General features: G+C 54.6%; 13 protein-coding genes and 1 pseudogene. 4 read left to right on the forward strand and 10 right to left on the reverse strand.

Annotated features, from left to right (window positions below):
- Positions 1-262 precede the first annotated feature (262 nt).
- The 4 genes and pseudogenes from AC13CN_RS05380 to AC13CN_RS05395 all read right to left on the reverse strand — a co-directional run.
- A pseudogene (locus AC13CN_RS05380) lies at positions 263-634 on the reverse strand (response regulator); the annotation flags it as partial.
- Between the two features lie 141 nt (positions 635-775).
- On the reverse strand, positions 776-1,198 hold the full coding sequence (locus tag AC13CN_RS05385) for a DUF6691 family protein (RefSeq protein WP_058577272.1): 423 nt from the start codon (positions 1,196-1,198) through the stop codon (positions 776-778).
- Entirely contained in the window at positions 1,195-1,656 is a 462-nt protein-coding gene (locus tag AC13CN_RS05390; protein WP_287148709.1) for a YeeE/YedE family protein, read from the reverse strand. The genes AC13CN_RS05385 and AC13CN_RS05390 overlap by 4 nt, the downstream gene beginning before the upstream one ends.
- A 114-nt stretch (positions 1,657-1,770) precedes the next feature.
- A complete protein-coding gene (locus AC13CN_RS05395) occupies positions 1,771-2,637 on the reverse strand; it encodes an MBL fold metallo-hydrolase (RefSeq protein ID WP_253557153.1) in 867 nt (288 codons plus the stop codon).
- Between the two features lie 203 nt (positions 2,638-2,840).
- On the opposite strand from AC13CN_RS05395, the gene AC13CN_RS05400 reads away from it, so the two are divergent.
- Positions 2,841-4,439: a methyl-accepting chemotaxis protein gene (locus tag AC13CN_RS05400; RefSeq protein ID WP_483053045.1), complete on the forward strand. Its 1,599-nt coding sequence runs from the start codon at positions 2,841-2,843 to the stop codon at positions 4,437-4,439.
- Positions 4,440-4,491: 52 nt separating this feature from the next.
- On the opposite strand, the gene AC13CN_RS05405 is transcribed toward AC13CN_RS05400, so the two are convergent.
- The 3 genes from AC13CN_RS05405 to AC13CN_RS05415 all read right to left on the reverse strand — a co-directional run bounded on the left by AC13CN_RS05405 (position 4,492) and on the right by AC13CN_RS05415 (position 8,095).
- Positions 4,492-5,712, reverse strand: a complete 1,221-nt coding sequence (locus AC13CN_RS05405; protein WP_483053046.1) for a glycosyltransferase family protein — start codon at positions 5,710-5,712, stop codon at positions 4,492-4,494.
- Positions 5,713-5,731: 19 nt separating this feature from the next.
- Positions 5,732-6,679, reverse strand: coding sequence for an HAD-IIB family hydrolase (locus AC13CN_RS05410; protein WP_483053047.1), 948 nt, complete (start codon positions 6,677-6,679; stop codon positions 5,732-5,734).
- Between the two features lie 378 nt (positions 6,680-7,057).
- The gene (locus tag AC13CN_RS05415) at positions 7,058-8,095 is read right to left on the reverse strand and encodes an OmpA family protein (RefSeq protein ID WP_483053048.1); all 1,038 of its coding nucleotides are present in this window, start codon (positions 8,093-8,095) and stop codon (positions 7,058-7,060) included.
- 164 nt (positions 8,096-8,259) lie between these two features.
- Between AC13CN_RS05415 and AC13CN_RS05420 the strand changes: the two genes are divergently transcribed.
- Genes AC13CN_RS05420 through AC13CN_RS05430 form a run of 3 tightly spaced genes read left to right on the forward strand, consistent with a single transcriptional unit; the run spans position 8,260 to position 10,389 of the window.
- Positions 8,260-8,937: a hypothetical protein gene (locus tag AC13CN_RS05420; protein ID WP_483053050.1), complete on the forward strand. Its 678-nt coding sequence runs from the start codon at positions 8,260-8,262 to the stop codon at positions 8,935-8,937.
- A 5-nt stretch (positions 8,938-8,942) separates the two neighbouring features.
- Positions 8,943-9,506 carry a FlgO family outer membrane protein gene (locus AC13CN_RS05425; RefSeq protein ID WP_240312663.1) on the forward strand — a complete coding sequence of 188 codons (564 nt, stop codon included), beginning with the start codon at positions 8,943-8,945 and terminating at the stop codon, positions 9,504-9,506.
- Between the two features lie 49 nt (positions 9,507-9,555).
- Complete coding sequence (locus tag AC13CN_RS05430; protein WP_044630679.1) at positions 9,556-10,389, forward strand: glycosyltransferase family 32 protein; 834 nt, start codon at positions 9,556-9,558, stop codon at positions 10,387-10,389.
- 46 nt (positions 10,390-10,435) lie between these two features.
- On the opposite strand, the gene AC13CN_RS05435 is transcribed toward AC13CN_RS05430, so the two are convergent.
- The 3 genes from AC13CN_RS05435 to AC13CN_RS05445 form a co-directional block, all read right to left on the reverse strand.
- On the reverse strand, positions 10,436-11,686 hold the full coding sequence (locus AC13CN_RS05435) for an O-antigen ligase family protein (protein WP_427721763.1): 1,251 nt from the start codon (positions 11,684-11,686) through the stop codon (positions 10,436-10,438).
- 60 nt (positions 11,687-11,746) lie between these two features.
- Entirely contained in the window at positions 11,747-13,183 is a 1,437-nt protein-coding gene (locus AC13CN_RS05440) for an MBL fold metallo-hydrolase (RefSeq protein ID WP_483053049.1), read from the reverse strand.
- 208 nt (positions 13,184-13,391) lie between these two features.
- On the reverse strand, positions 13,392-13,511 hold a 120-nt coding region (locus tag AC13CN_RS05445), incomplete at its 5' end, for a zinc ribbon domain-containing protein (protein ID WP_483053051.1).

Here is a 13,511-nt window from a genome sequence, read left to right on the forward strand (position 1 = left end):
TGCTTGGCAAGATCAATACCCACAATGCTAATGTTGTTCATGGATGGATCCTCTTTCAAGATGCCGTCAGTGCCCTGCGCACGTTAGATGAAGTGCTTCTTCATCTTGGCACAGAAGGACGGGTCCATCCCATTTCCCACACCTGACTGCTTGAGGGGTGAAGAGCCTGATGTGGGAGGCCAATTTATTGGGCGACGGCGGCGAAAGCCGCCCTTAGCCTGCCGCAGCAGAGGTGCCCTAATCGTCGCGAGCTGAAGCTCACTTGGCTGCGCCCGGCTACGCGCCGCAGTAGCGCATGTAGTCTTGCCACCAGCTCATCTAAATCAAAGGGCTTCACTAGATAATCATCGGCCCCGCTTTGCAGCCCACCCACTCTGTCGCGCACGGCATCCCTGGCAGTCAGCATGAGCACAGGTGTCGTCACGCCCTCATCGCGCCAGGATTGCAGCAGCGCCAAGCCATCGCCATCGGGTAGTCCACGATCAAGAATCACCACGTCGCTGGCGACACTTTGCATCGCCTGACGCGCAGCCTGCACCGAGGTAACGTGCTCCACCACGAAGTGGTACATCATCAGCCCAGAACGAATACCCGAGGCCACCAGTGGATCATCTTCTATGAGTAGGACGTGCATAGCGGTTTCCTTGTGATGGAAGCAGCATGACAAACGTGCATTAACCGAACGTTAAGCCCTTTGGCCAAACCCTTGCACCAGATCAAAAAAAGCGCCCTTACCAGGGAAAGTAAGGGCGTCATCGTGAACGGAGTTGCTCACTTAGCGAGCGATACGCTGGGCAATAAACCAGCCCAGCACCATCGCCGCCAGCAGTGCAAGAAGCGGCAGCGTTAGCCCACCCATGGAGGCAATGGCAGGCCCAGGGCAGTAACCGGAAAGCCCCCAGCCCACCCCAAACAGCGCCGCGCCGCCTAGCAATTTGGCATCAAGCTCCTGCTTGGTCGGCAGTTGAAATTTGGCGCTAAACAGCGGCGTACCGCGAGCGAATACTAAGCGGTAGCCCACAAAGGTGGTGCCTACGGCGGCCCCGAGTACAAACATCAACGTGGGATCCCAGGCACCGGCAATATCTAAAAAGCCGAGTACCCGCGCAGGGTCAGTCATCCCAGAAATCGCGAGCCCCAAACCAAACAGCAGGCCAGCGAGGTATCCCGCTGCGGTTTTGACGGCCGGTGTGCTCATACCCCACCTCCGATGACATGCCGTACCACATAGACCGTCGCGATGGCCGCGACCAGGAAGGTTCCAGTAGCCGCCATAGACCGGGGCGCTAACCGCGCCAAGCCACATACGCCATGGCCGCTGGTGCAGCCACTGCCAAGCCCCGTGCCTATCCCCACCAGCAGGCCTGCTAACAACATAAGCGGCACACCGCCTGCAGGTTCACCAATCACCGCACCGGGCACGCCTGCCACGTTCCCCAGCCCACCCCCAACGGCCATGACGAGCAGCGGGCCACTAATTAGCCCCGCTAAAAACGCCACCCGCCAAGCACTATCCCCCTTGGGACGCTGAGTAATTAAACCGCCAATAATGCCGCTGATACCGGCAATGCGGCCTAGTGCGCCCATCAGCCACACCGCTGAAAGCCCGATCAGTGCACCGCCCACTAGCCCGTGCAGGCTCGCTATCCAATCCACATCTAGCTCCTTATGTTACCCAACGCTCGTTGCCAACGGCACGACCTCTATCCACCCCCATACACCAATCGTGCCCATCAAGGTCAGCACGATTAACACTAAACCCACCGCCGCTTAAAACCAGTTAATTGGTACTTTTAGGTATACTTGGCCGTTATCTTCGGCGGGCGGCAGCTCGCCGGCCCGCATATTGACCTGTACCGAAGGAATAATCAGGCGCGGCATGCCTAACGTGGCATCCCGTTCGGTACGCATTTTGACGAACTCTTCCTCACTAATGCCGTCATGGACATGCACATTCGTTTTGCGCTGCTCAGCAACGGAAGTTTCGTGCTGAAATAACTCGCGCCCTGGGGCTTTATAGTCGTGGCATAGAAATAGCCGCGTTTGCTCGGGCAAAGACAGTACTTTCTGAATAGAGTGGTAGAGCGTGCGAGCATCACCGCCAGGAAAATCGCAGCGCGCCGTGCCGTAATCCGGCATAAACAGGGTATCGCCCACAAAGGCGGCATCACCGATCACATAGGTCAAACAGGCAGGTGTATGTCCAGGCGTATGCAGTACACGCCCCTCTAACGAGCCAATCGTGAAGGTATCGCCTTCATTGAATAACGCATCAAACTGGCTGCCATCTCGGGCAAACTCGGTGCCTGCATTAAACGCTTTACCAAAAATCTCCTGCACCTCGACGATATGAGCACCAATGCCCGTTTTGCCTCCTAACTGATCATGCAGATACGGCGCTGCGGAGAGGTGGTCAGCGTGGACATGGGTTTCCAATATCCAAGCCACTTTCAGCCGCTTTTCACGGACAAACGCTATAATTTGATTAGCTGAACGAACATCAGTGCGCCCTGCTGCGTAATCAAAGTCCAGAACAGAGTCGATAATGGCGCACGCGCTGCTATCAGGGTCTTGCACCACATAGCTGAACGTATTGGTTGGTTCATCAAAGAAGTGGGTAACGATAGGGCGCTGCATTCTGGAGCCTCCTGAGGATAGACTGCTAACAGTGGATCTATACAGCGAGTGTAGCGCAAAAAAAATTATATGTTTATATCATTTTGGAATCTAAAGAGTATCATAGATCAGACATTTTTTATTAATTAGCCTAAGGTATAAAAAATTCTGGCCGATAGAGATCAGGGTTTAATTACTAATTGGAATTTTTTAACAAGGACATCATGAAACGTTTGACAACGACGCAGAAGCTTTGGGGCACACTTGGCATCATTTGGATAGCGATGCTGCTATTAGTAGGCTGGTTGGCGTGGGAAAACCGCCAAACGCTTGAAAACGAGCGTCGCGCCAGTATTGAGCACATTGTAAAAAGCGTTCATGGGCAGCTTGAGGCCTTACAAAAACGTGCTGAGCTTGGTGAACTGACAGAAGCGGAAGCACAGCAGCGGGCCATTGATAATATTGCCAGCGTACGCTTTGGCGACGGCGAATATGTCTTTGCTTTTGATAATAATCTCGACATTGTGTCTCACCCCAACCGCCCCCGAGGCGAAGATATGAGCAGCTATCAAGACGCTAGCGGTACACGCTTATACGCTGAGTTTCTTAACGTTGCTCAGGCTGGGGGCGGTCATGTGGACTACTTCTCACGCCGTATTACCGGTGACGGCCAAGTGCCGAAGGTTAGCTATGTCGCGCATCTACCGGAATGGGGATGGTCGTTGGCGGCGGGAGTTTACGTGGATGACATCAACGCTGCCTTTATCTCCGGGCTAATCCGCTCAGCGATTGTTTTGTTAGTGATTGGTATACCGGTGACTCTATTGATGGGCTGGGTTATTCGTGATGTTGCTCGTCGATTAGGTGGCGACCCACGCTATGCGGCCTCCGTGGTGCGCCATATCGCCGATGGGGATTTGACCCAAGTCGCGTCCCTTTCAACTAACGATCAGCAAAGCTTGCTTTATGATATTAACCGCATGCGCGAGACCCTAGCCGACACCATTAGCGACATACACCACGGTGCCGACCAAGTGAATCACGGTGTGGAGCAGATCGTCGGCGTCAACGAAGAGCTCTCCACCCGAACTGAAGAGCAGGCGGCCTCCTTGGCAGAAACCGCCTCCAGCATGGAGCAACTGACGGCGACAGTAAAACAGAATGCCGAGCATGCCGATCACGCCCGCACACTAGCCACTAAAACTGCTGAGAGCGCCCAACGTGGTAGCGATGCCATGGCATCGGTGATTACTACGATGGCTACTATCAACGAAAGCGCTACCCAAATGAGCAGCATCGTGAACACCATTGATGCCATCGCTTTCCAGACCAATATTCTGGCGCTAAATGCCTCGGTGGAAGCTGCCCGTGCTGGGGAGCAAGGCCGTGGATTTGCCGTCGTCGCCAACGAAGTGCGCCAGCTGGCAAGCCGTTCTGCTTCTGCCGCGCAAGAGATCAAGGGGCTGATTGAAAATGCGGACGCCCAAGTTGTAGAAGGCAGCCGCCAAGTGAGCAATACCGGCAAGGTGATTACAGGCGTCGTTGAAGATATTCAACAGTTGAGTGCTCTGGTCCAAGAAATCTCCGCCGCTACCATTGAGCAGAGCAGCGGTATCGAGCAGGTCAATCAGGCAGTTACTCAAATGGATCAAATGACTCAGCAAAACGCGGGGCTGGTACAGCAGAGTAACCATGCTACCCAGCAGCTAGCACAGCTGAGCACCCAGCTTCGCCACTTGGTGACTAACTTTAAGTTAAATAAAGAAGCGCACCAGCCTGCTATTGCCGCGCCAGCGGCTCACTCCTCCTTCAGCGACTTTTAATAGGCATTGCCCCCGCCCAATTAGGCGGGGGCTTGCTCACCTTACTTCCCAGCTACACCTTCCCTTGGTTATCCAACTCTACCGCCTCATGCATCCGCGCCAGTATGTCGGGTACAGCGGCCTGAACGCGGTTCCAGCTAGGAATAAATGGCCGTTCGCGGGGGTTATCCAAAAACAGGTTGCCCGCTTCCAGCAGGTTGCTGGCAAATAACTCCACCGCCTGCTCTTCACAGTGACGGTCTAAACTCAGGCCGTTCATGGTGGCGTCGTGGTCGTAGGCTTCGATCAAATCGAGTGCTAAACGATAGTACGTGGCTTTTAGCGTGCGGAAGTCTTCACTGCTAAAGCTCACGCCTTGGGTGGCCAGCTTGCGATACAGCGCTTTAGCGATGTCCAGGCTCATGCGGTTAAGGCCCGCATTGGCGTCATCTTCGCTAACGGGCTGATGCTTGTGATCGTAGGCATCGGCAATATCGACCTGACATAGCTGGCGGTGGGAGTAGTTGCGCTGCAGCTCAGAGAGTACGCCAATTTCCAGCCCCCAGTCGGCAGGAATACGGATGCCTTCCAGCACATCGCTGCGCATTGCGAACTCTCCAGAGAGCGGGTAGCGGAAGCTATCTAAGTAGTCCAAATAGGGTAGCGGCCCGCATACCGTTTTTAGTGCCCGCAGCAGCGGCGTCACCATCAACCGAGAAACGCGGCCGTTCAGTCTTCCTTCCGCGATGCGCGGGTAGTAGCCCTTACAGAAGCGGTAGTTAAAACGTGGATGAGCCACGGGGTACATGAGCCGAGCCAACAGGCTGCGGTCGTAGGTCAGGATATCGCAGTCGTGTAATCCCACCACCGACGAGCGGCCAGACGCCAGCACGTAACCTGCGCAGTACCACACATTGCGCCCTTTGCCTGGTTCTAACGCTCCCAGATCGTGGCTTTCCAGCTCGGCGTCTAACTCGCGTAGGCGTGGCCCGTCGTTCCATAGAATGCGCGTATGCTGGGGCAAGCGAGAGAAAAACTCCCGGGCGTACAAGAATTGCTCACGGTCGGCGCGGTCCAGGCCAATTACAATCTCGTTGAGGTAAGGCACCTTCACTAACTCATCCACGATGGCAGAAAGCGCCGGACCTTCCAGCTCGGAAAACAGCGACGGCAGTATCAACCCCATCGGGCGACGCTTAGCAAACTGACTCAGCTCCTGCTCCAGTGCCTCTACCGGGCGGCGAGTTAGGTTATGAAAATCGGTGATAACGCCATTTTGATGAAAGTCACTCATTCGCTGATCCCCTTTTGGGTTAGGCCGTTTCTGGTTGTTGGCTAAGTACCGCCGCTAGTCGGCGGTCGTCTCGCCCCCACCAGTGGGCTACCCCCTCGGCCCAGCCCGTTGGTCCAGTTTCCTTTGTGCGATAAAGCGCGGTGTTTGTGGGAACCACCGCTAAGTCGTGACAGCCTTTAATCACGACGGCTTGGTCGACCGCATCCAGCATAGAGATATCATTGGGGCCATCGCCTAGCCCTAATGAGAGCGGCGCACGGCCACGGAGCGCGGTAAATCGCTTAATGAGCCAGTCAACGGCACTGCCTTTATCCGAGGCCTTACCCATTACGTGCCAAAAGCGCCCGCCTTGCGTCAGCGTCAACCCATCGCCCTCAAGCGCTAAGCGAAAGTTTGCCAGCGCGGCCTCATTGTCTTCCCAGATAAGCGGCTCGCTGCCTTCACGCTTTCGGGCAGCCTTGGCACGGGGTTCATCTAAACCGGTAAGCGCCATGACTTGGGTAATATCCAGCTCACTCATACGGGTAAAACGAACGCCCAGGCGTTTGCGCCAGACGTTAAGCCGTGCCCGGATAAAGCCCACATCTACTCCAGTGTGTTTAACCACCACGCCATCCAGGCCACTACCTGGGCGGTCTAGCCGTGCGTGACACCAGCCCGGTGGCAGGCCAATCACAGCGCCGTTTTCCGCCACAAATGGGGTAGCTGTCAGGCCTAGCGCTTCACGCAGGGAAATAAGTTCGGCACGGGTTTTACTTGTGACCGGTATAACGGGCACGCCCAGCTGTTTTAGGCGCGCCAGCCAAGGCGCTGCCGGTGAGAAGTCATAGCTGTGGTGGTCTAGCAAGGAACCGTCTAGGTCAGTGACCACCAAGCGCGGTTGAAGCGCTGGGTCAGCACTATCGGGCGACAGCGCTATATCAGGCAACTCAGCCTGAGTATGTGCAGTGCGAGTCTGTTCGGTCATGGCACCACCTTATTGCAATCTTAAAAGCCGTTACGCAGGCATTTCTTTCAGATAAGCAATAAAGCAGAATGTATGCCAATGAAGTTCATCTAATATAAATCAAATACTTAAAATCAAAGAAAGGGCGCTGAAGGCTTGAGCACCAAAAAAGCGCATCAGAAAAGCACCAAATAGGTGCAAAAAAGGTGAGCTAAAAGCCTACAAAAAATTGCACAAGCGCTTGGCGAAATCTCATAAATAGCTATACTCATGTTGTACTCACTGACATTCACGTAGACTCCCTCACCTGATGTCAGTGGGCTGCAGTGAGCCAAGCCCTTTAATGCCCGCCCCCCCCGGCGGGCTTTTTTATTGTGCTTACCCTTTGGCTAGTGCGCCCTACTCCACATGGATGACCACTTCCACCCGGCGGTTACGGGCACGCCCTTCTGCCGTGCTGTTATCTTCTAACGGCTGGGTCGCCGCTAGGCCCACTGCCCGTAAACGCTCAGAGGCCACACCCGCCTCCTCCAAGGCTTCTACAATGGCGATAGCACGGGCGCTTGAAAGCGCCCAGTTAGATGAAAACTCCGGCGTGTTAATGGTTTGGCTATCGGAGTGCCCCTCTACCCATACTTCACCATCGTAGCGCTGAATGGTTTCCAGCAGGCTACCCACCAACGATGAGCCGCCTTCGGTAAGCTCCGCCGTAGCAGAAGGGAACAGCAGCCTATCTTGCACCCGCAAGCTAATACCCTCCGCCACACGGGAGACCTCTACGCCCTCTAAATTTGGCAGATACGCGGACGTTTCAACGCGCTCAGGCAGGCTTGTGTCCAGCGCTAGGGCGCTGCTGATGGCCTCATCGCTGATTTCCTGAACATTAACCGGGGGGCGATCTGTCAGCAGCACCATATAATCTGCCATGGGCGAAGTGGCCACCTCTTCTTCTACGCGCACCAAAGGAGTAGGAAGTATCGGTGTCAGGCGTTCAGACAGCGTCTTAACGAACGGTAGCTCATCGGCCGGCGTTAGCTCTGCTGGCTCGGGGAGTGCTAATAGCGGCGGCACGCTAAAGGTGGAGACAGAACGGGCGGGTAAACCCGCCACACCCAGCGCGGCACTAATCGCCATCGGATTTAGCGTTCCAGGGGCAGATGCCAACATCGGGCTACGTTGTGAACGAAATTCATCCAACACGTCGGGCAGCGGCACTTCCAGCGGTGGCACAATGAGGTTATCAGGCTCAACCTGGTTATCCGCAGATGACCACTCCGGGCTTGTCACCCCGGCTGCGGCGATAATAATCACAAACAGTGCCACCAACAGCGTCATAATGTCGATGTAGCTAATCATCCAGCCGCTATTGCTCTCGTCTTCGGGGTACGCAGACAACAGCGCATCATGGCGTGGGCCGCTGCGGTGGTCTTCAAGCATGGGTGTTATCACTCATTCAAGTTTCTAACCTCGTGGCCGATCTAAGCTAAGCATGGCAAACTAGTCTATCAAATAGCTGTTTAGTAGCGATAAGGAACTATCAGGTGCGCATTCTTCCCACGTCATTCCCCATTGTCCACTTTTTACGCCCCGTTGGCCTGGGAATGGTCAGCCTGATGCTGAGTGGTTGTTTTTATGCCAACACATCACAGGCACCTATCGCCACCACTTACCCTTACACGGAACAGCAGCGCATGCAGGCAGCCCATCACTGGGATGTACTCGCACGCCATGAAGCTACCCAAATCCTACAGCGCGAACGCGTGCGTTTTCGTGATTTTCACATCACCCCCGCAGAAGAAAGCAGCGCCTCTGCCTATAGTGGCGGCGAGTTTGGTCGGGGCTTTCGTACTTTGCTCACCAGCGAGCTAGTATCACGCGGCGCGACATTGATGACCGTTCCCACAGCGAATACCGCCAACATTCATGTCGATGTTGAAGTTGTGACACATCGAGATCGTGGCTTTATACGCCCGCCCGTGGGCGCATTCACAGCCTTAACCGCTGGCATTGCTGTGGCCACCATTCCTTATAATCAGTGGAGCGAACCTGCATTAGCGCTTATCCCTGGTGCGATTGCTGCCGATATTACCAGCGGCAGCTGGACGCATACCGGCAATGAAGAAGTGATTATTACCACCCAAATTTTAGACGGCGAACGAATCCTCTACTCCTCCTCCAATATCTATTACATTAATGCAGGTGACCGCCGTCACTACGCGCCGCACCGGGTTCCCCAAGCGCCCACCACGCCAACAGTTTCTATCACCGACACCTGGTAATGTTTATGTCTTTACGATCTCTGTGCGCTCCTATTCGCGTAATGATGCTGCTGTTCACTATGCTGGTGCTAACGGGCTGCTCGACGCTAGGCAGTAATGCCCAACCGGAAGAGCCTAAACCTGATCTTTCTCAGCTTGCCCATCAGGCAGCGCAGCAGATGGTGGCGAACAACCCAGACCTGACCCGCTACAGCCCCATGATTGCCGCTACCTTTGTCAGCATCGATAACCTAAGCCAATCCTCTACTTTTGGCCGTATTAGCTCGGAGATCATGGCGTCCGCTTTGGCACAGCAAGGCATGCAGGTTCGCGAAGTCAAAATGCGTGACAGCATGTTTATTGAAGAGAGCGTGGGTGAACTTATTCTCTCCCGCCAGGTTCAACGTCTTAGCGCCCAGCACAACGCCCGCTCGATTTTGATGGGAACTTATGCCCAAGGGCAGGATTACCTCTATGTGAGCGCACGGGTAGTTCGCGCTGGCGATGCCATGGTATTGGGTAGCGCAGATTTCCAGCTACCGCTCGACAATAACATGCGTAGCCTACTGGAAGGCCAAGGAGGCTGGTAACGCCCCTTCGCTTAACCGTTACGCACGGAACTAATTTAAAAGGATTCTCATGCCTACAAGGCCTACCACCAACAAAACGCTGATAGTGGTTGTTAGCCGTTTTATTAAGCTATTTGCTAACATTACCAAGTTACTGAGCTATGTCTTTCACGCTATTGTTCCCAACAAGCGCTTCACGCTGCCAGAGCGCTCCGCGCCCTGGTTAGCGCCTAAAAATGATTCGGTAGTTCCACGTATTATTTGGCAAACCAACTTTACCAATAAAGTCACTCTGCCGGTTTATCTCAACTACCTGTTCAACCGTCTGATGGCCCCACGCTTTGAGTATCGGTTTATGATTACCGAAGCCCGAAAAGCATTCATTGCCGAGCACTACGACAAAGATATTAATCAGCAGTACTCCCGGCTGCAAATTGGTGCCGCCCAGGCGGATTTTTGGCGCTTGCTGGTACTGCAAAAGCATGGCGGGGTCTACCTGGATATCGATGCCCACGCCATTTGGCCACTTGGCAGCGTGATACCTAACGATATTGACGAGCTTTATGTTACTACCCGTAAGGGCGAGCTAAGCAACTACTTTATTGCCAGCAAACCCAACAACCCTAATCTGGCGCTGCTCATTGAGCAAATTAGCGTCAATATCAAGCAGAATGAGTTGACTAATGTGTTCGACATTACCGGGCCTGGGGTATTTATCCAGAGACTAACCCACGCCAACGTGCCTACCGTGTCTTACCGCCACGCCTGTAACCAGGGCAGCTTTACCAACGAGCACTTTCAGTACATTGATAAAAAAGCGGGTAAATGGACGCGGGAGCAAAAAACCGTTGCGGTTATAGCGCCTACAGCAGCTGAAGAGGCACCGCTTAACGATGCGAACTAAATAAAGCTGGGTGCCGCGCACCCAGCTTTATTTCCCCACCCGGCCTTTACGACACAATTCTCCTTCTTGCACGATAACTCCCCCATAGCACCGCTAACCAAAACGCATAGAAAGTAGCGCCGCTGTTATGGGCCAAAAAAGTTTGCGATAAACCAAAATCAATAAATGCGACCGGTAACAGCGTGCCCGCTACCGCCAATGAGCGAGTGGGCAAATCAGGGTGCGATAAGCTAGGGGCAAACATCCTCATCGGGATCATATAAAGCATGAGCAGCACGGCCATCCCTACCAGCCCTCGTTTGGCAAAGGCATCGATAAACTCGTTATGGGCATGGCCAAACTCCGCCGCCACGGGGGAGATAACACCCTGCTCGCCTAGTTCCCCCAAGGCCTCACGGTAGCCAGCCTCGCCCCAGCCCAGCAGTGGCCGCTCGGCAATTAACTGAGCAGCCCCGCGCCACATTTCAAAACGCAAGCCCAGCGACGTTTCGGTTTTCGTACCGGCTACATAGTGGCTAATATCGCTAACGGCAGCTTCAACCCGTTGCTGAACTCCCGTTTGCGGCAACAGATACACCGCTGCAAACAGGGTCAATACTGCTCCAACCGCTCCTGCTTTTATCGCTATAGATAACTGGCGGCCATAACCACGGTAGAGCACATACCCCACCACCGGCAGCCCCACCCAGCCGCCACGGCTACCGGACATTAACGAGCCCAGCATCCCCAGCAAAGCCCCCAGCAGTAGCAAGGCAACCCACGCATGGCGTTGGCGCTGAACCACCGCCCAGCCCAAGCCTGCAAAGCACAGCACGCCCATTAACATGCTTAAATTGCCAAACTGGATCGCGTGCAGAAAGCCACTCGCCCGCGCAACGCCCTCTACCAGTTTCAACCACAGCGCCAAACTACCGGCACCAATAGCGCCTAGTGCGACCCCACCCCACAGCCAGCTTAAACGCGGCGGGTAGCGCAGTATCAGCAGCAGCACCGGGATGGCCAATAAAAAGCGCAACGGCCTATCAAAACCACGAGAACCAAGCTCAACCGCCGACATAATGCCCACCACCAGGCCGTAGGCCACTAACGCTACGATGATCCAGCGATCTTGGGGGAGCAGCACAAAGGAGGAGAACTTAAAGCGCTTAAATAGCAGAGCAGTGCTCGCCAGCAGGAGCAGTACGGGGCCAACGGAGTAACCAGAAGGCACCACCAGCGCCAGCGCGCCCATCAAAAATACAGCGAGACTGGTAACGTGAGACAACGGCTCAGAACGGGGAACATTGGGGCTTAACATACAGGTCACTAACCTAACCAGCGTCATAAAGCCGCTGATAGTAGCATAGCCCCAACCTAGCTACTCTGGCTGATTCACCGGTAACGTTACCTTCAGCGCCTTACCGTGCTTAGCGGCTAACGATTCAAGCGCCACTTTTAGCGCCCTTCTGGCCTCGGCATCCCCGTGTACCAAATGGATGCTACGGGGCCAGTGGCGCATCTGCTTAACAAAGCCTAATAACCCCGTTTGATCCGCGTGGGCAGAGTAGCCACTGATGGTGGTCACCCCTGCTTTAATGTCATAACGCTCGCCATCCAACATCACCCAGCCGCCCTGGGGGCCATAGCGCTGAATATCCCGCCCCGGCGTACCAGCGCCTTGATAACCGACAAATAGCACCTGATGGCGCGGATCTCCCAGCATCGCCTTCAAATAATTGACCACTCGCCCACCGGCACACATACCACTGGCAGCGATTACTACGGCAGGCCGGCCACTCTCGGCCAAATAACGCACCGTTTGCTCATGGGTTGCGTGGCTATCCACTGTGTAGAGCGATGCAAAGCTCAGCGGATGACGGCCAGCGCGAACGCGGGTTTGCGCCTCGCTGTCCCAAAATGGCTTGAGGTCTCGGTACACCTGGGTAAAGCGCGCTGCCAGCGGCGAATCGACAATAATTTCTAACGACTTCCACAGTGACTGCTTATCCGCACGGTGAATAATACCCTCAAGCTCATATAGCAGCTCTTGGGTACGGCCAATGCTAAACGCTGGCACAATCACCGTGCCATTATTATGGAGCGCGCGCTCAATGGCCTGTTTTAGCTTAGCGGCTCTATCCAAGCGGCCTTCGTGCAAGCGATTGCCATAGGTAGATTCCAACACCAGCACATCCGCTTTAGCTGGGGCTTTTGGTGCTGGCAGCAAGGGGGAGTTGGCAGCGCCCAAATCGCCTGAAAACACCACCCGCTGCCGCCGCTTGGTAGAAGGGTCGCGCAGGGCAACCTCCACATAGCTGGAGCCTAAAATATGCCCCGCGCGCTGGAGCTTCATGTTCACATGGCAAGTAGGTGTTGATGTGACGTTATGCCATTTACCAAACGCTAATGGCACTAACTGATGCTCCACCCGCTGCAAAAACTGCTCAATTAACCGTGCATCGCGAGTAAAGCCAATTTTTAAGGCGTCTTCGATGACCAGCGGCAGCAGCTTGGCCGATGGCTTGGAGCAGAAAATCGGCCCCGTAAACCCGGCGGCCAACAAATAAGGCAAGCGCCCAACGTGGTCGATATGCACATGGGTAATCACTAACGCATCGATAGTTTTAACATCAAAATCGACGGTTAACTGCTTAAACTCATCCTGCTCGGCATCTTCACCCTGGAAAAGGCCGCAATCAATTAACAGCGAATGGTGATCACCATAAAGGAGTTGATGACAACTACCTGTTACGCCGCTAGCGCCTCCGCGGTGAACAAGCTGAGAAAGAGGCTCTAAAGAAGCAGCTAACGACATGTTTAGCACCTTATTACCGAACAGGATACTCTTGACATCCTCCCCTCTCTCAGCTTGCGCTGCCGCCTTGCGGCGGAAAGGAAGGGGATTCCCAGGTCGTTACCTTCTGGTTCCTGCTTCGATGTTCGTTGCCTTCAATGCCTTGGCACTGCCGGTCTTACACAAACTCCACAGGCGTACATTCCCAAGTGCCCCTCGGTATGATCTTTCAACCATCTGCACCGGCTAATAGCGCGGTGCCTGCTTGCAGAATGTTGCGGGCCGCATTCACGTCGCGGTCGATGCCCTGAGTACCGCAATCTGGGCAGTCCCAGGTGCGAACATTCAG

It is taken from the genome of Vreelandella sp. L-25 (genome assembly GCF_056857535.1).

Excerpts from the sequence above, each read along its gene's own strand:
- AC13CN_RS05385 (WP_058577272.1), bottom strand. The coding sequence starts at position 1,198 with ATGAGCACACCGGCCGTCAAAACCGCAGCGGGATACCTCGCTGGCCTG.
- AC13CN_RS05395 (WP_253557153.1), bottom strand. The coding sequence starts at position 2,637 with ATGCAGCGCCCTATCGTTACCCACTTCTTTGATGAACCAACCAATACG.
- AC13CN_RS05400 (WP_483053045.1), top strand. The coding sequence starts at position 2,841 with ATGAAACGTTTGACAACGACGCAGAAGCTTTGGGGCACACTTGGCATC.
- AC13CN_RS05405 (WP_483053046.1), bottom strand. The coding sequence starts at position 5,712 with ATGAGTGACTTTCATCAAAATGGCGTTATCACCGATTTTCATAACCTA.
- AC13CN_RS05410 (WP_483053047.1), bottom strand. The coding sequence starts at position 6,679 with ATGACCGAACAGACTCGCACTGCACATACTCAGGCTGAGTTGCCTGAT.
- AC13CN_RS05415 (WP_483053048.1), bottom strand. The coding sequence starts at position 8,095 with ATGCTTGAAGACCACCGCAGCGGCCCACGCCATGATGCGCTGTTGTCT.
- AC13CN_RS05420 (WP_483053050.1), top strand. The coding sequence starts at position 8,260 with ATGGTCAGCCTGATGCTGAGTGGTTGTTTTTATGCCAACACATCACAG.
- AC13CN_RS05425 (WP_240312663.1), top strand. The coding sequence starts at position 8,943 with ATGTCTTTACGATCTCTGTGCGCTCCTATTCGCGTAATGATGCTGCTG.
- AC13CN_RS05430 (WP_044630679.1), top strand. The coding sequence starts at position 9,556 with ATGCCTACAAGGCCTACCACCAACAAAACGCTGATAGTGGTTGTTAGC.
- AC13CN_RS05435 (WP_427721763.1), bottom strand. The coding sequence starts at position 11,686 with ATGTTAAGCCCCAATGTTCCCCGTTCTGAGCCGTTGTCTCACGTTACC.
- AC13CN_RS05440 (WP_483053049.1), bottom strand. The coding sequence starts at position 13,183 with ATGTCGTTAGCTGCTTCTTTAGAGCCTCTTTCTCAGCTTGTTCACCGC.